The following is a 19,926-nucleotide window of genomic DNA, read 5'->3' on the forward strand; positions in this document are numbered from 1 at the left end:
GAGTAGGTTAAAATGTATTACTTTTGATCATAACGCCAACGGTTTTAAAAATGATAATGATATCCATCTTCATAGAGACGTTGGAGATATAATGAAAATCATATTGCAGATTATGGTGAATCGGTTCCTTGCGAACATCACTTACTTGCCACAGCCCGGTAATTCCTGGTTTCACCAGAAAACGTCTGCGCTCCAGATCCGTGTAGCTTTCTTCTACGATTCGTTTCATTTCAGGTCTCGGACCTACGAAGCTCATATCTCCTTTGATAATATTAAGCAATTGAGGCAGCTCATCCAGGCTAGTCTTCCGAAGTAATCTTCCTAGTCTGGTAATTCTGGGATCATCGCTTGTCGTTGGCGATATGCTATATTTCGGTGCATCCGTACGCATCGTTCTGAATTTATAGATACTAAATTTAACTCCGTTTTTCCCGTAACGTTCTTGTCTAAATATCACAGGTCCTTTGGAATCAAGTTTAATCATAATCGCTGCAACAAGCATGACCGGTGATGTAATCAGCAACAGCACAGCCGCAATAATAAAATCGATAAACGGTTTTATTACGTCAGCATATCCGCCAACACGTTGCGAGTAAGGCTGTTCCAATACTGCCGAAGTGCCATCCTTAGCCAGGGCATCTCCACTCCCTAAGTATTCCGGTCTTGAAAGTTTCACAGACTATCCCCTCCTGCTACAAGCATTTGGTTCAATTGTTCCTTCATCAAAATCTCTTCAATAGCCATTAGGACTGGCGCACGCAATTCTTTATTTTTGAGAGCAAAATCAAGTGTGGTCAGAATATACCCCAGCTTCTCACCCACGTCAAAACGTGAGCCTTCAAAATCATAAGCACTAATTCCTTCATCCCGATTCAGCATTTGCAACGCATCCGTGAGTTGGATCTCACCACCTGCACCCACATTTTGCTCTTCCAGATACTCAAAAACTTTAGGTGTCAAAATGTAACGACCCATAATTGCCAAATTGGAAGGTGCTGTACCCAATGGTGGCTTCTCAACCATGCTGTTTACAGAAGACAAACGCCCCTCTGTATGCAATGGATCAATAATTCCGTAGCGGTAGGTTTCACTTGGACTCACGGTTTTCACACCGAGTACTGATTGTTTGACCTTCTCATATTGCTGAATTAACTGCTTCGTGCACGGCACATCAGAAACCACAATATCATCACCAAGTAATACAGCAAACGGTTCATTTCCAATAAAGTTTCGAGCACACCAGACAGCATGCCCAAGTCCCAGCGCTTCCTTCTGTCTTATGTAATGAATATCAACGTTGGAGGACTTCCGGACTTCTTCCAGTAAGCTGAGCTTTCCTTTTTCGAGCAGATTTTGCTCCAGTTCAAACGCGCTGTCAAAATGATCTTCAATCGCACGTTTTCCCTTGCCCGTTACAATAATAATGTCCTCAATCCCGGAAGCTACAGCTTCTTCAACGATGTATTGAATGGTCGGTTTATCCACAATAGGGAGCATTTCTTTAGGCATTGCCTTTGTAGCGGGTAAAAATCGGGTTCCCAATCCGGCTGCGGGAATGATTGCTTTCCTCACTTTAGTCATAAATACCACCCTATCCATTATTATTTTTTTATGTTTAAAAGCATGAGTTGGATCATTTAAATCCATGAAACCATGAAATAAATTGATGCAATTCTTACTTTTAATTTCATAAAAGGGCATTAAACCCAACCTCACATCACACCCTTGACGATATACGTCTAAGGTACACTACCCACAGTGTGACCGAGTGCCTACATTGATAAAGGTATAGTAGACATGACCTTGAAGCTTTTATTATTTGACTTCAATCCCCTTAATCTTTATGCATCTTCCCCATAGTTAGCATTTCTACCCTTCGGCACCTGGATATTGTTTAATACCGCTCCAAGAATTCGTGCGTTCACATGTTCAAGATGTGATTTTGCTTTTTTGACCAGATCCTTCTTAACCTTGCCTGCGCTCACTACCAGAATTACGCCATCACACAGTGAACTAATAATTAGTGCGTCTGTAACCGCAAGAACAGGGGGGGTATCAAATAAAATCACATCATATTCTTCTTTCAGATCCTGGAGCAGAGCCGTCATTTTACGTGAACCAATCATCTCCGAAGGATTGGGCGGTATAGGACCCGAAGACAGGACTTGCAATCCTTCCACATCCGTTTCCCTCAAGACTTCTTTAACTTTATATTGACTTGACAAAACACTGGTCAGACCCACATGGTTGGGTAAGTTAAACATACGATGCACAGCAGGCTTACGTAAATCCGTATCCATAAGCAGAACCTTTTTTCCTTCTTGAGCATAGGCAACTGCAAGATTGCCTATCGTTGTTGTTTTTCCTTCACCAGACAAAGCAGAAGCAATCATGATCGTTTGAATCTGACTATCAATGGATGAAAATTGGATATTGGTTCTCAACTTCCGATAAGCCTCTGATGAACTAGACTTGGGATTAGCCATTGTAACTAGACTCCCTTTATCTTTGGTTAACCGTGGCATATTGGCCATCACCTACCTGCTTTTGAGATGTTGTCTGCTTAGAGATGCGAGCTTCTTCTTTCTTAATTTTGGATATAACAGCGAGTGCCGGAATACCCAGTTCTTTCTCTAATTCATCTTCAGTTTTTAAGGTGTCATCCAAGTATTCCAAAAGAAATACAAAACCTATAGCCAGTAAAAGTCCTACAAGAAAACTGACGAGTATGTTTAAAGAAGGATTTACATTAATGGGTCTCGAGGAATCCGTAGTCTTCGCTTCACTTAGAATGGTTACATTATCAACTTTCATAATTGCGGGGATTTGGGATTTGAACACTTTGGCAACGGCGTTAACCGTTTTGGCCGCTTTTTCGGAAGATATACCTATGGCGGTTAAACTCATAACCTGGGATTCTTTGGCAGTAGTGACCTGAATGTTCTGCCCCAGTTGGCTCCCACTCATGCCTAGATCGGGGTATTTAGCAGAAACTTTATCGAGAATTGCTGGAGATTTAATTATTTCTATATAAGAGTTGATTACCTTAATGTTGGACTGGATTGAACCAATATCAAGATTGGGGAAACCTTCTGCGTTATATGCCTGATTAACGATTAATTTAGCATTTGCCTCATAAACAGGTACGGTAAAAAAATAATTTTTAACACCTGCTCCGATGCAAGCAACAACAACAAAGGCTACGATGATCCAAAAACGTTTACGTAAAATGTGCATATACTCTTTTAACTCCATCTCGTATTCCTCCCATTTAAATCAGCAATTATGATGAAGAACGGTGTCTTATATATAATTTGGCTGTTACCAGAACAACAATCTACGCTTCATGATCGTGGGTTCTTCCGGCTCTACGAATTGATTGTTCCATACCGAGCACGCATTATTTTGCAAATTTTGAACTAGACGATCTCCAAATCGGCGTTCAAGCAGGTGATATGCGGCCTTCATTGAAAATGTTCTTCCTTCCATATTGTGGGCGTCTGATGAAATGAAATGAAATCCGTTTTCTTTGCAAAAATGAAAACACCATCTCTGAACTTTTCGCCCGAAAAGTCCTATGACCGATTGAGCCGTGATTTGACATAAAGCACCTTGCCCAAGATATTCAACCAATAAATCGGGATTGTTCTGGATTGGACGATTTCGTTCGGGATGAGCAATAATAGGAATGATACCCGCCAACTTAAGTTCTTGGAGTATCCCGGGGAACTGCGAGGGGATATGACCAAAGGGCAATTCCAGCAACATGTATCGGCTCCCGGCGAGTGTGCAGCACTTTCCTGCGTATAAGTCTGCAATCAGGTTGTCGTGCACCCTGATCTCCTGTCCGGGACGGATCTCCAAGCAAATGTTGCGTTTGCGAAGTTCTGCATGTAGCAGGTCCACTGCCTGATTGACCACGTTGGGTTGATTGTTGTACTGCCCGTTCAGGTGATGCGGAGTAGCAATGATCGAGGTAATTCCTGAGGCTGCCGCTTTCTCAGCCATCGCAATGGACTGTTCCATATGAACAGGGCCATCATCCAGACCGGATAAAATGTGGCAGTGCATTTCAACCATATCCAAACGTCCTCAATGTATGATCCCCCTCGCCCCTTTATTCATTGCGCAAATGCTTTTGGTGTTAAAGAACTAATGCATAACGCTATGAAATATAGTAAAATGGCGTTAAGTACATGCTTGTTCAGAATATGTTTAGAATGTGTTCATTTCATATGGTAAAATCAATGTAATGATAGGTTTCCTGCAAGTTAGGTTGTTCCGATGCCTTCTCATACTGAAACCGGGAAACGGTCGGAAACTGAACTTCTCGAATCATTGTATTTAACTGTCCCGTTATATATAGTGTCTGCTCTTGCTGAATATGCAAGTTTGAATGATACAATGTGAGCTCACCGAAAGGCTGTTTCCATTGCAACTTTGCGTGGAGTCGCACACATACATGGCTATCTTCTACATCCAAACCAATTAGCATCTCTGGTGATATCGGCAAGTCCAGGTCGCTCAGGAAGGTGATCGCTCTTGTGTCCATACCTAGCAGCAGAACGGGGCGTCTTTTGCGGTCTACCAATTTGCCATGAAACTCCTGAATGTACATATGGACATTTAATTTGAGATCCGCCCATTCCTGAATCATTGAATTCATGGCTTCATTCCTTTAGAATGGATTAGCTTGCAAGAGTTGCCTATACTCCTTCTCACAGGTATATTGGGTAGGCAACGTGGTCATACTTAAAATATCCCAAATGATACATTTTGTAACTCCATACGTCCAATTTACGATACATTTTGTATCATGTCAAGCAGTATTTGGACATGGTTCTTTTGATTTACGACAATATGAGATGTCCTTAGACAGACCTATATACAACTAGGACTACTAAGGCGTTACGATGATGCAGGAAAGCTGCCCTGATCAAACACTTGGCTCAGGATTGTTTCAATATATATTTGATGGCGTTCAGGGGGAAATAGCATATGAGCTACGGAAATCGCATTGCTGAATTAAGGGAACAGCGGGGACTTACTCAAGAAGAACTTGCGAGCTCCATTCATATTACAAGAGCTGCTCTCTCCCACTACGAGAAAAACCGACGCAAACCGGATTTCGAAGTGTTAACGAGACTTGCTGACATCTTTGGCGTATCTATTGATTATCTCATTGGACGGACGAAACAAAATGATGTCGTAATGGATGAGGACGTAAGGGAGTTCGTGGACGCCCTTGAATTATCAGATAAGGAAGTGCTGGAACGCTTCGGCCTGATGATTGATGGCAAACCCTTAACAGAAGAAGAGGCACGTCGTTTTATTGCTTTTGTCCGCATGGAGCGTAGTATGGATTAAACCGCAAAGAAGACCCAGTACCGAGAAAACATCACTCTCCGGTTGCTGGGCTTTTTTATGTCTTGATTTCCCTCCATCTATTCTAGGCTTGTCGATGTGTTGTCAAGCACGCTTGTTGTTGTCGGAGGATACGAAATGGTTCCAACGCTCCGGGTCGATTCCGCATTGCAGTAAAACTTTCATGATGTCCATCTGGGTTGCTTCGACTGGTTTACCTTTCGGCTTACGATCGCCCCTGTTTGGTTGCTTCATATTCATTCCGCTAACCTCTCTTATCTTTATACTTTCCCTGCACTCCAAAACTAGCCTAATTATACTTGAGAAAGTTCTTCAATGTTGTCGTCTCATGGCGATAGCGTTTTTTGTGCGGGTTCTAATTTTGTCGAAAACCAAATAGGAGCTCTACAGCGCCGCATTGGCCGCCATAAAGCTCCTATTATTCTTAATACAACCCTTTCATGCAATCGGACAGGAATATATTAACCTCCTGTACGTGCAAGTTCACGCATGTTGGCTTCAAAAGCAGCCAGCAAAGCAGCCTCTCCGGTCAGGCCCGTTGCCTGAATCCGTTCGATTTGCTCGGTCATTCGTTTGAAGTCCTTCGGAATAACACGAACAAATTGATCTACAGATTGCTGCCAGTTATCCAGAATGCGATGACCAACGGCACTACCTGTATTCGCAACATGACGTTGAATCATGCCTCGCAGATCTGCACTCTCAGAAACATCTTCGATACGCTCCAAAAGTACCATTTCCAGATTACAACGTTTCAGGAATGTGCCTTTTGGATCATACACATAAGCAATACCTCCGGACATCCCGGCTGCAAAGTTACGACCTGTATCACCCAGAACGACGACACGTCCACCCGTCATGTACTCACAACCATGGTCGCCTACACCTTCAACAACCACTTTGGCACCCGAGTTCCGTACAGCAAACCGCTCCCCGGCGATACCACGAATATAAGCTTCACCACTGGTTGCCCCGTATAGAGCGGTGTTACCAATGATGATGTTATCTTCGGCATCAAATGTGACTTTTGGAGAAGGCATGACGATCAGTTTACCTCCAGACAACCCTTTACCTACATAGTCATTGGAATCCCCTTCAACGGTCAATGTCATACCTTTAGGTACAAAGGCCCCAAAGCTTTGTCCAGCGGAGCCGACAAATTTGAATTGAACCGTATCTTCCGGTAATCCTGCAATTCCATATTTGCGCGTGATTTCACTACCCAAAATGGTTCCTACTGCACGGTTAACGTTGGTAATTGGAAGCACCGCTTCAACCGGTTGACCAGATTCAAGCGCAGGTTGCGCCAATGGCAGCAACTGCTGCATATCCAGCGTCTCCTCCAATTGGTGGTTTTGATGCTGTGTACGATAACGTGCAGAGCCTTCCGGCATTTCAGGCACATGCAGTAATACGGACAGATCTACACCTTTCTTCTTCCAGTGGTCTACAGCCTCTACTGTTTCAAGGCAATCTGTACGACCCACCATTTCCTGAATCGTACGGAAACCAAGATCAGCCATGATTTCACGAACGTCTTCAGCGACAAAACGCATGAAGTTAACGACATGAGCAGGATCTCCCGTGTAATTTTTACGCAATTCAGGGTTTTGTGTTGCTACACCTACCGGACATGTATCCATCTGGCAGACACGCATCATGATACAGCCGAGTGCAACGAGTGGTGCTGTAGAGAATCCATACTCCTCAGCTCCCAGCAAAGCAGCAATGGCCAAGTCACGACCATTCAGCATTTTGCCGTCAGTTTCCAGCACTACACGGTCACGCAGATTGTTCAGCATCAACGTTTGATGCGTTTCTGCAAGTCCCAGCTCCCAAGGCATACCCGCGTGGCGAATCGAACCTTGTGGAGAAGCACCTGTTCCACCGTCATAACCGCTTACTAGGATAATGTCGGCACGACCTTTAGCTACACCAGCCGCAATCGTTCCAACGCCGACTTCGGATACCAATTTAACGTTGATCTCTGCACGTGGATTGGCATTTTTCAAGTCGTAGATCAACTCAGCCAGATCCTCAATCGAGTAGATATCATGATGCGGTGGCGGAGAGATCAGACCTACACCCGGTGTTGATCCACGAACTTCAGCAACCCAAGGGTATACCTTACGTCCAGGCAGCTGTCCACCTTCACCCGGTTTTGCTCCCTGTGCCATCTTGATCTGAATCTCGTCAGCATTGACCAGATAGTTGGATGTTACACCAAAACGTCCGGACGCCACCTGTTTGATCGCACTACGACGAGAATCACCGTTACTATCTTTAATGAAGCGAGCCGGATCTTCTCCGCCTTCACCTGTATTGGATTTACCACCAACACGGTTCATCGCAATAGCGAGATCTTCGTGTGCCTCTTTGCTGATTGAACCGAAGGACATTGCCCCTGTTTTGAAACGTCGCATAATGTCTTCGACGGATTCTACTTCTTCCAAAGGAATCGCAGGACCTACCGGTTTCAGTCTCAGCATGGAGCGAATGGTCAGCAACTGATCATTTTCGCCTTGTACGAGTTTGGAATACTTTTTATACAGTGTGTAATCGCCAGTACGTACTGCATGCTGCAGCGTATGGATCGTTTGCGGATTGAACAGATGCTCTTCTCCGTCGTTACGCCATTGGTATTCCCCGCCTGAATCCAGTACTTTGTCATTGCCATCTTTGTCCGTAAAGGCACGGTTGTGATGAGTCAATGCTTCGGCTGCCACTTCTTCCAGACCAATCCCGCCAATTCGCGAAGGTGTCCACGTAAAGTAACGGTCAACGAAGTCTGATTTCAGACCCACCGCTTCAAAGATTTGAGCTCCACGATAGGATTGAATCGTCGAGATTCCCATTTTGGACAATATTTTAATAACGCCCTTCGTAGCGGCTTTAATATAGTTCTTCACAGCTTTATCATGTGAGATGCCACGCAGCAGCCCTTGCTGAATCATGTCATCCAGCGTTTCAAACGCCAGATAAGGGTTCACCGCACTTACACCGTAACCAAGCAACAAGGCATAGTGATGAATATCACGCGGCTCTGCCGATTCCAGCAAAATGCTGACTTTGGTTCTGGTTCCTTTACGAATCAGATGGTGATGTAAACCTGCTACAGCCAGCAATGCTGGAATAGCCGCATTCTCGGCGTCTACACCACGGTCAGACAGGATCAAAATGTTGTGACCTTTGTCGATGACACGGTCTGAAGCTTCGAAGAGCAGTTCCATCGCTTTGCGAAGTCCTTCTGCGCCCTCTTTTGCTGTAAAGAAGATCGGAATCGTCATGGAACGGAAGCCCGGACGACGAACGTGGCGAATCTTCGCAAAATCCTCATTAGAAAGTACCGGTGTATCCAAACGAATCTGACGACAGCTCTCCGGTTCAGGATTCAGCAGGTTACGCTCAGGTCCGATCGTTGTTGCCGTAGACGTTACAATCTCTTCACGAATCGCATCGATCGGTGGATTGGTAACTTGTGCAAACATCTGCTTAAAATAGTTGTACAGACGCTGCGGACGATCCGACAGAACCGCAAGCGGCGCATCAAAACCCATGGAGCCTGTAGCTTCCATACCTGTTGAAGCCATGGGCTCCAACACTTTGCGCAATTCTTCAAATGTATATCCATACGCCAGCTGAAGCTGGGTTACGTTATCATGTTTTGGATCAGGCAGTTCCGGTGCATCCGGCAGCTCATTCAGATCCATCAGATGCTCATCGAGCCAATCCTGATACGGATTCTCGGCCGCAATGAGAGCCTTCACTTCCTCATCCGCGATGATCCGTCCTTGTTGTGTATCGACAAGCAGCATACGTCCAGGACGCAGACGATCTTTATAGAGAATTTCTTCAGGAGCGATATCAAGTACCCCTACCTCGGAGGACAAAATAATACGATCGTCTTTCGTTACATAGTAACGTGCAGGACGCAGACCATTACGGTCAAGAGTTGCACCAATCTGCAAACCGTCCGTAAAGGCCATTGCTGCTGGTCCATCCCAAGGCTCCATCATCGTGCTGTGGTATTCATAGAATGCTTTTTTGGCAGGGTCCATTCCCTCATCTGTACTCCAAGGCTCAGGAACCATCATCATGGCCACGTGTGGCAATGAACGGCCGCTCAAATACAGGAACTCCAGCGTGTTATCAAACATCGCTGTATCCGAACCATCCGGATTGATAACCGGTTTTACTTTCGAGATGTCGTTACCGAACAATTCGCTCTCAAACAGCGATTGCCGGGCATGCATCCAGTTCACGTTACCACGCATCGTATTGATCTCACCGTTGTGGATCATGAAGCGATACGGATGGGCACGTTCCCAGCTCGGGAATGTATTCGTACTGAAACGGGAGTGAACAAGCGCAATCGCTGATTCTACGAGATCTTCCTGAAGATCCAGATAGAACTGTCCCACCTGTTCCGTTGTCAGCATGCCTTTGTAGACGATTTTGCGACAGGACAAGCTTGGCAGGTAGAATGAACCACCCTCTGCTTCATCCGCCGAATAACGAATAGCCAGCTCCGCACGTCTACGAATGACGTACAATTTCCGTTCAAATCCCAATTCATCCTTAACATCTGTCGATCTTCCAATGAACACCTGACGCACATAAGGCTTCGCTGCAAGCGCAGAACGTCCCAGCATCTCATCAAACGTAGGCACATCCCGGAAACCCAGGAACGTCTGGCCTTCTTCTTCGATGATCTTCTTAAGGCTCTCTTCATGCGCGCTCCGAATGACAGGGTCCTGTGAAAGGAACAGCATCCCTACGCCGTAGAAGCCCTGTTCAGGTAATGCAAAACCAAGACGGTCCGCTTCCTGTGTAAAATAGCGATGTGGAATCTGGATCAAGATACCGGCTCCGTCACCGGAATTCGGCTCACTGCCCTGTCCTCCGCGGTGTTCCATGTTACTGAGCATGGTCAGCGCCTGACTAACGATGTCGTGTGAAGGTACTCCTTTGATGTTGGCAACAAAACCCATTCCGCATGCGTCTTTTTCGAACTGTGGGTCGTACAGACCCTGTTTAGGAGGTAATCCGATGTGTCTCATGGAACGCAACCTTTCTATAGTGAAGTATTTCGGAAAGATCAAGAACATAGGCAACAAGCAACAATGAAACGGAAGGAGCGGGCATTTCAATATAAATAAACACCTGCTAGATGAGACGAGGTCGACAGCAATAAGGGCTGTCAATCTTATAATTGCTGCTATTGCGGCAGAGGCCATCCATGAGATGAGCTGGTCCGGATCACCCGGTAAACAGCTTGGTATAACAACACGCAACCGCTGGCACGGCCGCTGATATGGAGCGACGTTTTTTGATATAGTTCTATTATTTTAACACCGACCTAACATCAGCGCAATTTAAACTTTTTAATACCTCTGATAAGAAATGTTTTGCAGTACAGCTTTAGTGTGATGACGCTAAAATTCATCTCTTTTTCGAATAATTATACACATTTTATGTCAGAGTACAACTAATTTTAATTGCTGACAAAAGAAAATCATTCCATATGTGGCCTGCATTTAACCATAGTTGGGCCAATTTCTCATGCCATGCTCCAGCGAATATCTTCATCCTTATGCATTTGTATACAAAAAGAGTCTGTAACCCATTTTCGGGTCACAGACTCTTTGCACTATTTGACTACTATATTGCATAATTTTGATACTTGAGTTCAAAGTTTATTTTCACTATTCTGTCCTATTCCGGTTCAATTCGGCTTATGCCGTCACCACTTGACCGGATTCAGCCACTTCAGCTTCTTTTTTGCGACGTTTGCCGCTCCAAAGGAAGAAAGCCAAGGTCAGCAGCACAGATATACCTGCATAGATTGACAGAATACCGACCTGATGCCACATCACATCGAAATTGCCACTGGATACAACTGCTTTGAAGCCCATGATGCTGTGCGTCATTGGCAGCCAAGGGCTAAATGACTGGAGCCATGACGGAATCAGCTCTACCGGGAAGGTTCCCGCACTTGCTGCAAGCTGGAAGACCAATAACAGGATGACAACATAACGACCTGGCAAGTCAAGCCAAGTTACGAGGGCCTGAACAATAAACATAAAGGTTAGTCCCGTAAAGATCGTGAACAGATAGAACAGCGGTACGCTGTGCGTTTCCAGTCCAAGACCGTACAGCATGAAGCTTGCCACGATTACGGATTGGATAATGCTCACAAAACCGAACACGAGTGTACGGCTGACAAAACGGTTCCAACCCGTTGCGCCCGGTACGGAAGTTTCCCGCATTTTCAAAACAATCGTTGAAATCAGTGATCCAACAAACAAACCGATGGACAGGAAGAACGGCGTCAACCCTGTACCGTAATTGCTCACGTTCTCTGTTGTGTTCTCGGACGTATTCACAGGTTCGGCGAACATATTCACCACATCGTCCGTTTTCTTGACTTCTGACGTTTTCTGAGCTGCATCGTTCAGCTTGGTAGCCAGTTCGCTTGAGCCGTCTTTCAGCTCAGTTAAACCATCTGCCAGCTTGCCTGCCCCATCACCGAGTTGTTTGGAGCCATCCGTTAGTGAACTCACGCCACCGCTCAGTTTACCTACACCCGTTTGCAGGGCTGTGGTTCCCGAGCCCAGCTGCTTGGCTCCATCTGCCAGCAATGTGCCGCCACTTGCAGCTTCACCCAACTTGCCACTAAACTGCTTCAGACCATCTGAGAGCTTCGCTCCGCCTTGGCTAAGCTGTCCAGCGCCCGCCAGTAATTGCTGCTGACCATCCACCAACTGGTTTGCACCCGTCAGAAGCTGCTCTTGGCCTCCATGCAGCTCGGATGCACCGGATGCCAGTTGCTGATTGCCCTGGTGCAATTGATCTGCACCCTGCGCAAGCTTCTGTTCGCTCTCATGCAATTGCTTACTGCCTTCAGCGACTGCTGCACTGGCTGCCAGCAGCTTCTGTACATCCTCACTGGCTGCCAGTTCAGGGTTGGATGCAGCTAGCTGCTTCAACCCGTCAGCAACGCCCTGAGCACCGTCAGCAACCTTGCTGCTGCCGTCTACTGCAGATTGCAGGCCAGTGGCCAATGTGCCGCTGCCTTGCACTGCGCTTTGCAGACCCTCGGACAGCTTCGCACTGCCCTGCTCAGACGATTGCAGACCTGCTTGGAGCTTGCCTGCTCCGTCTACGGAAGACTTCAGTCCAGTTTCCAGCTTGGCACTGCCGTCCTTCAGTTGGTCTGCTCCGCTCTGAAGCTGGCTTGTTGCGGCTGCTTGAAGCTGCTGCAAACCGGATACCAGATTCGATGTTCCACTTTCAAGTTTGGTTGCACCCGTGTGCAGTGCATTGACACCATCACTTAATGGAGACAAGCCATCCTGAAGTTCCAATGTACCGGATGCCAACTTCGCCAGATTATCCTTGAGCTTCACAGCTCCATCATCCAGCTTGCCTGCGCCCGTATTCAAGTCTCCTGCGCCATCGCCAGCTTCAGCCAATCCGTCCGATACTTCGGAAAACTTGTCGAGCAGGGTCTCCGCATAGGATTCCGTTACTTTGGCCGAAACCTTAGCTTTCAGATCCTTGATAGCCGTCTTGCCAATCTGCGCACCCACGAAGCTGTAATTACCATTCGGTTCGTAGATTAGATCAGCCGGCTCTGGCTTGTCATCAAGCAACGTCGTTGCCTGGGAAGAAAAGTTTTCCGGGATCGTAATTTGCATATAATACTTGTCGTTTTCCATGCCTTCTTTAGCTTGGCTGGCACTGACAAAATCCCATTTAAAATCTGCATTCTTCTTCAGCTCATCAACGAGGTCACTACCGACATGCAATGATTTGCCTTCCAGCTCTGCACCTTTATCAAGGTTAACAACCGCAACCGGCATTTCATCGACATGACCATATGGGTCCCAGTAGGCAGCCAAATAGATACCACTATATAGAATCGGTATAAACAAAATTGCAATAACGGGGATCAACACCTTCGGGTTTCTCACGGCCGATCCCACATCCTTGAAAAACACGGATAAAGATTTCATGTCATTTTCTCCCCTTGTTCTCTCTGCTTTCCAAGCAGAATAACCATAATGAAATTAATTTTGATGCGTTCCGGAAAATTTACCGAAACACGAAGTGACCACTTTCCTCAAACGGTCACTTTAGAGCAAAAAAACAAACCTGTCTCTCGACAAGCCTCACTGCCTGTAATCGTATGACTAACCCATATTATAGTAGAATAAATTCGGGTTACGTTGCAGCAGCAATTCCTTCCATTAAGAAAAGGCGAAAGTAATTCTTGATTTCCTCTTTGCTCAGCGGTTCGTGTTGCTTGCTCCAATCTGAGGTGAGGGCAATGTACAAACGAATCATCATAAAAGCTACTACCTGTGGATCACACTCACGAATCTCTCCGTTGTCTCTTGCCTTCTCAAGCTCCCGAGCCAGAAAATCGGAGATGACTTTCTCCACTTTCTCCAAACCTTCCTTGGCCTGAAGAGTTCCAAAATCCTTAAGCTCCTGGGACAATTTAACCAGCAAATCGTGATCACGGCGAAACTCCAGCAATGAATCAAGTACACGAAACAGATTATCAAAAAAAGCACTTTCCTGATGAACTTCACGATGAGCAATGTTTTTCATTTCCTGGATTACTTCCACCAAAATCTGATCAAACAATTGTTCCTTATTCGTAAAGAACGTGTAGATCGTTCCCTTGCCAACATTCGCAATCTTCGCTACCTGATCCATCGTGGTTGCCTTGTATCCAAACATGGCAAAAGACTGCGCAGCTGCATGAATGACCTGCTGTCTCCTGTCAATCGGAGCCATCATATCCCTCCTCGTTTTCGTTGATCGTCCTCTTTAAATGACCAAAAATACAATTCGGTCATTCGGTCAAAACCAAGATTACCACTCTCATCATCAGATTGCAACCCTAACATTAAAAAATTGTGTTAATTTTTTTTAACCGAAATGCAGTGGAAACTGCTTCTATCGTCGTCTATAGTGTATGATGACTCCAATAACACGGATAAAGACGAAGTTTTGATGTATCAGAACATAAACTATAGTGTAAATATGTAACGAATGAACATGATTTTCCGCTTCGCTGTATATTCATGTAGTAATGCAACGTGCGGTTTAACTGTGAATGTTAAATTTAAATTGATGAATAAAGGTGAACTCATGCGAAAACCAAGAGTGCTCTTGTTATCCGAAGGTTTCGGCACCGGTCACACCCAGGCCGCCCATGCGCTCGCAAGCGGCATTAAGAAAGTCAGTCCACATGTGCATAGTCGGGTCATTGAGCTCGGCAAATTTTTAAATCCAACCATGGCTCCGCTTATTCTGTCCGCATACCGCAAGACACTAACCGTTCAGCCCAAGCTGGTCAGTCTGCTGTATCGGACACAATATAACAAATCACTAAACGGATTTACGAAACTGGCCTTGCACCGGATTTTCTATACACAGACGGCTCAAGTCGTATCCCAATTGAAACCCGATGCCGTAATCTGTACCCATCCATTTCCGAATGCGGTCATCTCACGGCTGAAACGTCAGGGACTTAATATTCCACTATATACGCTGGTCACAGACTACGACGTACATGCAACGTGGATTAATCCCGAGGTCAACAAATATTTGGTATCCACACCTCAGGTAAAGGCTCTGCTTGAGATCAGGGGGGTTGAACCCTCTCGCATCCAAATCACCGGTATTCCTGTTCATCCTGACTTCTGGGAAGCAGGAGACAAGGTAAGCCTCCGACAGGAAATGGGGCTTCAGAACATGCCCACTGCTCTGCTAATGGGTGGCGGATGGGGTCTTTCCTTTGATGAAGAGCATATGAAGGCCCTCACATCATGGGCGGATCGTGTACAGCTGCTGTTCTGTCTGGGAAGCAATGAGAAAATGATTGCCAAGCTGAAGGAAATGTCCTGCTTCCAACATCCGAATATACGCATTCTTGGGTATACCCGTGAGGTCAGTAAACTGATGGACGTATCCGATGTTCTCATTACGAAACCAGGTGGCATGACTTGTACAGAAGCATTGGCTAAAGGCCTGCCGATGTTATTCGTACCTCCATTGCCGGGACAGGAAGAAGAGAACTGTGAATATTTTGTACAAGCCGGATACGGCCAAGTCATTCACTCTGCTGACGTTATCGCCGATCGCTTCAGGCATTTGTGTGAGCAGATCTATGCACCACGTGAAGCTGAAAGCCAGCTGAAATCAGTCCACAAACCAGGGAGCAGAAACACCTACGATCCAACGTGTTGTGCCCAGGCTGTCCATGATTTATTGTTCCCGGCTACAGCGGAAGTCACATCCGCACCTAAGGAACGCCTCACAGCCGGATTTGGGGCAACTTCGCTGTCAGGTACCCGAATCCCATTCTAGCAGCTCTATGACCCCTTATAGTCGTTCTACGAGGATGTTTTATCTCTTAAGGACATGCATAAAGAAGGTTCCCCTCCAATGATCCGGAAGGGAACCTTCTTTTATTTCATTCATATATACGTATGATTTGCTGCAAAAAAGGGTAATTTAAATAACAAACTCTCATCACCAATGAAATTAAAAACGACGAAATAAAACTGCATTACAGGGCTTTTCAAGGTCTATGTAGCAAATACATAGTTAACTACCCTGCCTGTTTGCAGAATTTACAGGTCAATTACTTGTAAAAAGTATGATGCCCGATCGTTTTTACTTTTTTCTGGGAGCGAGCCACTGTCAGATCATCCGCAAGCGTCAATGACAAGAAATAATACGTATCATCGGCGACTTCCTTTTTCCCATTCAACGCTGCATTAACTGCCTTGATACTGTCCTCATTAGGAGTAACACGTTTCAAGCGCCCGTTCGCTACAGGACTGAATTGAGATTTCTGGTAGATTACTTTGTAAATGGTATCAGGAAAATTGGCTGACCGCAGCCGGTTTAAGACAACATTGGCAACTGCCACTTTGCCTTCGTACGGTTCACCTTCCGCCTCTGCCATGACGATTTTTTGCAGCAGAAGCAGCTCTTTATCGGACACACTGTATGACCAGGTTGCAAGTTTCGAGTCTTCCTGGTTCAGGAGTTTGGTCCGTGTAAAGTAAAGTTTTTGGGGGGGAGTCGTAATTGCAGCTAACGCTTTGGCATGCTCAATCTTGGCCAATTTCAGAGCAGCTTCTTTCTTCGCTTTGGCCGCAGCTGCAGCTCGGGCCGCATGTTTAGCCTTGGCTTCTTTCTGTTCCTGCTCTTCTTGGGCAGCCGTCAGCCAGTTCTTGGCCGGGAGCGAATTGGTCCAGTTATCAGTCTGAATAGACGCATCAGTAGATAGACTTGTCCCGTCTTCCATCATTCGCCTGTCTCCGCTAAAAGAATTTTCGCTATTTTCTGCAGATGCCGCAAGTTCGGTCATCTGTTTGCTATCACTTGCCTCATTCCACTTACCAGTCGCCTGAACGACGTTAGCCCCCACTATACATACAAGCAGCACAGATAACATCGGTGCCACCCAACGATTCTTGCTTATAATATCCATTCGAAGATTCCTCCTGTCGAAACAATTCCCTAATCTAAGTAACCACAAAAAAAGAATTTGAATAACGATGGCTAATATTACATAGGGAATAACGTAATGTCAATGTGATTTTATGTCATATCAATGAGTTTCAGGAAAAAGAAAACGTATCCACAACCCCATACATCGGCGCCTGACCTGGCTGTGTCACATAAAGCACAAAATCTTGCACCATCCAAGAATTAACACCTAAAAATTGTCCTGGAAGCACTTTAAATATCCCTTTATCTTCATTTCCTGGGTCCTGACCCAGAAATTTACGCGCAATCGTAATATGAGGAGAATAAGGTCTTAATTCGGCCTCGAATCCAAGGGAGGAAGTTGCGTCGACGATCCGTTTTTGCAGAAGATGAAGTTGATCCGTTTCTCCTTCAACACCTTTCCACAGCACCTTTGGCGCCTCTTCCAAACCGAACGTTCCCCAACCAGATAATTGCAGTTCAAAAGGCTGGAACCCGGCCGTTACCGAACGCAGCGCTTTCCGAAGTTGTCCAATGTCACTAACAAGGATATCTCCCAGAAATTGCAATGTAATATGATAATCCCGGTAGTCCGTCCATTTGCGAAAATCTAGCTTTCCTTGCACCTGTTCCGCAGACATCCGAAGTGAATTCTGAATATGTGCAGGCACCCGGAGTGCAATAAATAATCGTTCCCGTCGGGATGGAAGATCCGTATGTGAATGTAAATAGTTATTCATAGTATACACCTCATCTAAAGTTCGTTTTATTATTTCACAGTCGTCTCTATGGTTTCAAGCTGGTTAAGTATAGAGTGACACAATTTTTGGGATTTGCACAAGAGGCTGTATTCCTGCCTTTTACGCACATCACCTTCTTTTCTGCTACACTAATACCACAACTTATTTCAATTCAGGAGGCCACTAACTATGGGTAAAATTGTATGTTTTCCATCCTTGTCGACAAAGCAGCAACAACGTATTCTGGATGCAGCACCAGGTTATACACTTACGGTAGGCAAAGCCAAAGAGATTGACACATCGGAGTTAAAAGAAGCCGAAATTATCTTAGGCTGGTCTCCTCTGGTAACTGAACATGCACTTGAAGAAAACAGCCCATTGAAATGGGTTCAGGTCTGGTCCGCAGGTGTGGACAACCTTCCTTTCTCAGATTTGGAACAAAAAAGTATATTGGTAACCAGTGCTAATGGCGTACACGCCATTCCCATTACCGAAATTATTCTGGGCATGATGTTGTCCCACAGCCGCTGGCTCAGACAAGCAATGCTGCACCAGCAGCAGGCAGAGTGGAAATCCCCAGGCAAACCACTTCCTGAACTGCATGGCAAAACAGCGGTTATCGTCGGTGTGGGAGAGATTGGATCAGAAACTGCGCGCATTCTCAAAGCACTGGGCATGAACGTCATTGGGGTTCGGCGCTCCGGAAAAGACGTTCCAAATGTAGACCAAATGTACAATATGTCCGGCTTACACGAAGCACTAGGGCAAGGCGATTACGTTATCAATATTTTGCCACTCACAGATGAAACGCATCATATCTATAATCAGTCTGCATTTGAGCATTTCAAATCCGGTTCCTGTTTCGTCAACGTGGGACGTGGCCCAAGCGTGAATACGGAAGCTCTGCTGGGTGCACTGGACAGTGGACAGTTAGCCTTTGCTGCACTTGACGTATTCGAGGAGGAGCCGCTCCCTGCCGACCATCCACTATGGGGTAAGGATAACGTTTTGATTACTCCACATATTGCAGGCAGTACAGAGCAATACACCGAGCGGGCACTTGATATTTTTATTCAAAATTTGGAAGCATATATCGCCGGAAAAACCCTTCCTCTCAATCTGGTGAATTATAGTCACAAATACTAAAAATGCTTATTTTTCTTATGTGAAATTGTACAAATTCATGTAAGGTAGTTTCCCTACGAAAATCAAAAACCTCCATACCGGAAAATGGATTTTTTCCGGTATGGAGGTTTTTTCTGTTATTTTCAGCGCAGTCGTTCTAAGTGCATAGCCAAATGTGACGTATAAACGTACCTTTGCTCACCGTTCGATACTGGTCGATGTTCCATCCGGCATCCAGAATGTGCCCCTCCACCCATTCGGTGGAAACGATCACTGCCCGTCCTGCAAGTCTCTTCAAACTGGTCAACATGGCAAGTTGTTCCTCATCCGGAAGAACAGAACAGAGATTATATGGCATGTCCAGAATAACTGCTTCGTAGAAACCTTCCAGATCATTCATATCCCCGAGGGTAATTCTGGCTGAATCATACCCATAATGAGGAAGATTAATGCGAGCACCCTGTACTGCCAAAGGGTTCAAATCATTTCCTTTGGCCTCAATTCCCATCGACAATGCCTCAATTACAACGGTTCCCATTCCGCAGCATGGATCGAGCAACTGATGCCCCTCCACTTGCGGAATAGCAATATTGACTAACGCTCTGGCTAACGTAACACCAAGGCCTGTGGAGTAATTTTGCGGCTTCTGATGATGGGTTTGCCACGAGCGATCGGCTTCTGTCCATTGACCGAAGAGCCATTTTCCATTCAATAGCATTAGTCCAAAAGTCACGTCAGGCTGTTTCATCATAGCTTTGCCTTGAATGCACATGCCCAGCTCTTTTTCCAGCAGACGGGAATGCGCATAATCCGGCATGTCATCGCCCTCTTTCAAGCAGACAACCTTGAACGTTTCACCAGAAGACAGTTCGATTTGTGAAGCGACAGGTTTCAGACCTGCCACTGTATCCGCTTCGGCCATCACATCCAGTCTGCCCCGGACAAACGGACTTCTACCTGGTGGAATGCAAATATGGGAGCAAACATAGGCGTGATCTCCTGAACCAATATCTGTCCCAGGAACGAGCATCGTTTCCAATTCCAATTCACATAGGGCACGTTCATTCTCATGGCAAGCGAAGGTATATACGTAACTTCCGACAACTGAATCTTTGCTGTTTGTAGAGCTCAATATGGTAGCCGTCCTTCATGTTTC

The 19,926-nt window shown here is 45.7% G+C and carries 16 protein-coding genes; 3 read left to right on the forward strand and 13 right to left on the reverse strand.

The genetic code is table 11. From position 1 onward, the window contains the following. Positions 1 to 7: 7 nt before the first annotated feature. The 6 genes from A6049_RS10090 to A6049_RS10115 form a co-directional block, all read right to left on the reverse strand. Positions 8 to 676, reverse strand: coding sequence for a sugar transferase (locus A6049_RS10090; protein WP_205412004.1), 669 nt, complete (start codon positions 674 to 676; stop codon positions 8 to 10). Then, complete coding sequence (gene galU, locus A6049_RS10095) at positions 673 to 1,581, reverse strand: UTP--glucose-1-phosphate uridylyltransferase GalU (RefSeq protein ID WP_063564639.1); 909 nt, start codon at positions 1,579 to 1,581, stop codon at positions 673 to 675. The genes A6049_RS10090 and galU overlap by 4 nt, the downstream gene beginning before the upstream one ends. Before the next feature lie 260 nt (positions 1,582 to 1,841). After that, positions 1,842 to 2,525: a CpsD/CapB family tyrosine-protein kinase gene (locus A6049_RS10100; RefSeq protein WP_063564510.1), complete on the reverse strand. Its 684-nt coding sequence runs from the start codon at positions 2,523 to 2,525 to the stop codon at positions 1,842 to 1,844. Then, positions 2,503 to 3,255, reverse strand: a complete 753-nt coding sequence (locus A6049_RS10105; protein WP_063564511.1) for a YveK family protein — start codon at positions 3,253 to 3,255, stop codon at positions 2,503 to 2,505. Before A6049_RS10105 ends, A6049_RS10100 begins: the two co-directional genes overlap by 23 nt. Before the next feature lie 66 nt (positions 3,256 to 3,321). Beyond that, the gene (locus A6049_RS10110; RefSeq protein WP_063564512.1) at positions 3,322 to 4,080 is read right to left on the reverse strand and encodes a tyrosine-protein phosphatase; all 759 of its coding nucleotides are present in this window, start codon (positions 4,078 to 4,080) and stop codon (positions 3,322 to 3,324) included. A gap of 151 nt (positions 4,081 to 4,231) precedes the next feature. Then, complete coding sequence (locus tag A6049_RS10115; protein ID WP_063564513.1) at positions 4,232 to 4,666, reverse strand: hypothetical protein; 435 nt, start codon at positions 4,664 to 4,666, stop codon at positions 4,232 to 4,234. 332 nt (positions 4,667 to 4,998) lie between these two features. Between A6049_RS10115 and A6049_RS10120 the strand changes: the two genes are divergently transcribed. Then, positions 4,999 to 5,367, forward strand: coding sequence for a helix-turn-helix domain-containing protein (locus A6049_RS10120; RefSeq protein ID WP_063564514.1), 369 nt, complete (start codon positions 4,999 to 5,001; stop codon positions 5,365 to 5,367). A gap of 102 nt (positions 5,368 to 5,469) precedes the next feature. Here the strand turns inward: A6049_RS10120 and A6049_RS33235 are convergent, their stop codons facing one another. The 4 genes from A6049_RS33235 to A6049_RS10135 form a co-directional block, all read right to left on the reverse strand. Continuing rightward, a complete protein-coding gene (locus tag A6049_RS33235) occupies positions 5,470 to 5,625 on the reverse strand; it encodes a hypothetical protein (protein WP_157258495.1) in 156 nt (51 codons plus the stop codon). Between the two features lie 221 nt (positions 5,626 to 5,846). After that, entirely contained in the window at positions 5,847 to 10,445 is a 4,599-nt protein-coding gene (gltB, locus tag A6049_RS10125; protein WP_063564515.1) for a glutamate synthase large subunit, read from the reverse strand. 675 nt (positions 10,446 to 11,120) lie between these two features. Beyond that, positions 11,121 to 13,403 (reverse strand): YhgE/Pip family protein, encoded by a 2,283-nt coding sequence (locus A6049_RS10130; RefSeq protein ID WP_063564516.1) that lies wholly within the window; start codon positions 13,401 to 13,403, stop codon positions 11,121 to 11,123. Positions 13,404 to 13,611: 208 nt separating this feature from the next. Beyond that, entirely contained in the window at positions 13,612 to 14,193 is a 582-nt protein-coding gene (locus A6049_RS10135; protein WP_063564517.1) for a TetR/AcrR family transcriptional regulator, read from the reverse strand. Positions 14,194 to 14,550: 357 nt separating this feature from the next. Here A6049_RS10135 and A6049_RS10140 point away from each other — a divergent pair, with 357 nt between their 5' ends. Continuing rightward, positions 14,551 to 15,771, forward strand: coding sequence for an MGDG synthase family glycosyltransferase (locus A6049_RS10140; RefSeq protein ID WP_063564518.1), 1,221 nt, complete (start codon positions 14,551 to 14,553; stop codon positions 15,769 to 15,771). A gap of 277 nt (positions 15,772 to 16,048) precedes the next feature. Here A6049_RS10140 and A6049_RS10145 read toward each other — a convergent pair whose 3' ends face one another. Together A6049_RS10145 and thpR are read right to left on the reverse strand one after the other, a co-directional pair. After that, positions 16,049 to 16,906, reverse strand: coding sequence for a cell wall hydrolase (locus tag A6049_RS10145; protein ID WP_063564519.1), 858 nt, complete (start codon positions 16,904 to 16,906; stop codon positions 16,049 to 16,051). Positions 16,907 to 17,036: 130 nt separating this feature from the next. Next, complete coding sequence (thpR, locus tag A6049_RS10150) at positions 17,037 to 17,645, reverse strand: RNA 2',3'-cyclic phosphodiesterase (RefSeq protein ID WP_063564520.1); 609 nt, start codon at positions 17,643 to 17,645, stop codon at positions 17,037 to 17,039. A 189-nt stretch (positions 17,646 to 17,834) separates the two neighbouring features. Between thpR and A6049_RS10155 the strand changes: the two genes are divergently transcribed. Beyond that, positions 17,835 to 18,791 (forward strand): D-2-hydroxyacid dehydrogenase, encoded by a 957-nt coding sequence (locus tag A6049_RS10155; RefSeq protein WP_063564521.1) that lies wholly within the window; start codon positions 17,835 to 17,837, stop codon positions 18,789 to 18,791. Positions 18,792 to 18,927: 136 nt separating this feature from the next. Here the strand turns inward: A6049_RS10155 and A6049_RS10160 are convergent, their stop codons facing one another. Beyond that, positions 18,928 to 19,902: a TRM11 family SAM-dependent methyltransferase gene (locus A6049_RS10160; RefSeq protein WP_240321365.1), complete on the reverse strand. Its 975-nt coding sequence runs from the start codon at positions 19,900 to 19,902 to the stop codon at positions 18,928 to 18,930. Positions 19,903 to 19,926: the final 24 nt, after the last annotated feature.

Origin of the sequence: Paenibacillus sp. O199 (genome assembly GCF_001636635.1) — a bacterium.
In the GTDB taxonomy this organism is placed as follows: Bacteria; Bacillota; Bacilli; order Paenibacillales; family Paenibacillaceae; genus Paenibacillus; species Paenibacillus marchantiae.

Bases quoted from the DNA above. Each gene is read 5' to 3' on its own strand.
- A6049_RS10115 (WP_063564513.1), bottom strand. From the start codon at position 4,666: ATGAATTCAATGATTCAGGAATGGGCGGATCTCAAATTAAATGTCCAT.
- A6049_RS10155 (WP_063564521.1), top strand. From the start codon at position 17,835: ATGGGTAAAATTGTATGTTTTCCATCCTTGTCGACAAAGCAGCAACAA.
- A6049_RS10145 (WP_063564519.1), bottom strand. From the start codon at position 16,906: ATGGATATTATAAGCAAGAATCGTTGGGTGGCACCGATGTTATCTGTG.
- A6049_RS10135 (WP_063564517.1), bottom strand. From the start codon at position 14,193: ATGGCTCCGATTGACAGGAGACAGCAGGTCATTCATGCAGCTGCGCAG.
- A6049_RS10110 (WP_063564512.1), bottom strand. From the start codon at position 4,080: ATGGTTGAAATGCACTGCCACATTTTATCCGGTCTGGATGATGGCCCT.
- A6049_RS10100 (WP_063564510.1), bottom strand. From the start codon at position 2,525: ATGCCACGGTTAACCAAAGATAAAGGGAGTCTAGTTACAATGGCTAAT.
- A6049_RS10140 (WP_063564518.1), top strand. From the start codon at position 14,551: ATGCGAAAACCAAGAGTGCTCTTGTTATCCGAAGGTTTCGGCACCGGT.
- galU (WP_063564639.1), bottom strand. From the start codon at position 1,581: ATGACTAAAGTGAGGAAAGCAATCATTCCCGCAGCCGGATTGGGAACC.
- A6049_RS33235 (WP_157258495.1), bottom strand. From the start codon at position 5,625: ATGAATATGAAGCAACCAAACAGGGGCGATCGTAAGCCGAAAGGTAAA.
- gltB (WP_063564515.1), bottom strand. From the start codon at position 10,445: ATGAGACACATCGGATTACCTCCTAAACAGGGTCTGTACGACCCACAG.
- A6049_RS10105 (WP_063564511.1), bottom strand. From the start codon at position 3,255: ATGGAGTTAAAAGAGTATATGCACATTTTACGTAAACGTTTTTGGATC.
- A6049_RS10130 (WP_063564516.1), bottom strand. From the start codon at position 13,403: ATGAAATCTTTATCCGTGTTTTTCAAGGATGTGGGATCGGCCGTGAGA.
- A6049_RS10120 (WP_063564514.1), top strand. From the start codon at position 4,999: ATGAGCTACGGAAATCGCATTGCTGAATTAAGGGAACAGCGGGGACTT.
- thpR (WP_063564520.1), bottom strand. From the start codon at position 17,645: ATGAATAACTATTTACATTCACATACGGATCTTCCATCCCGACGGGAA.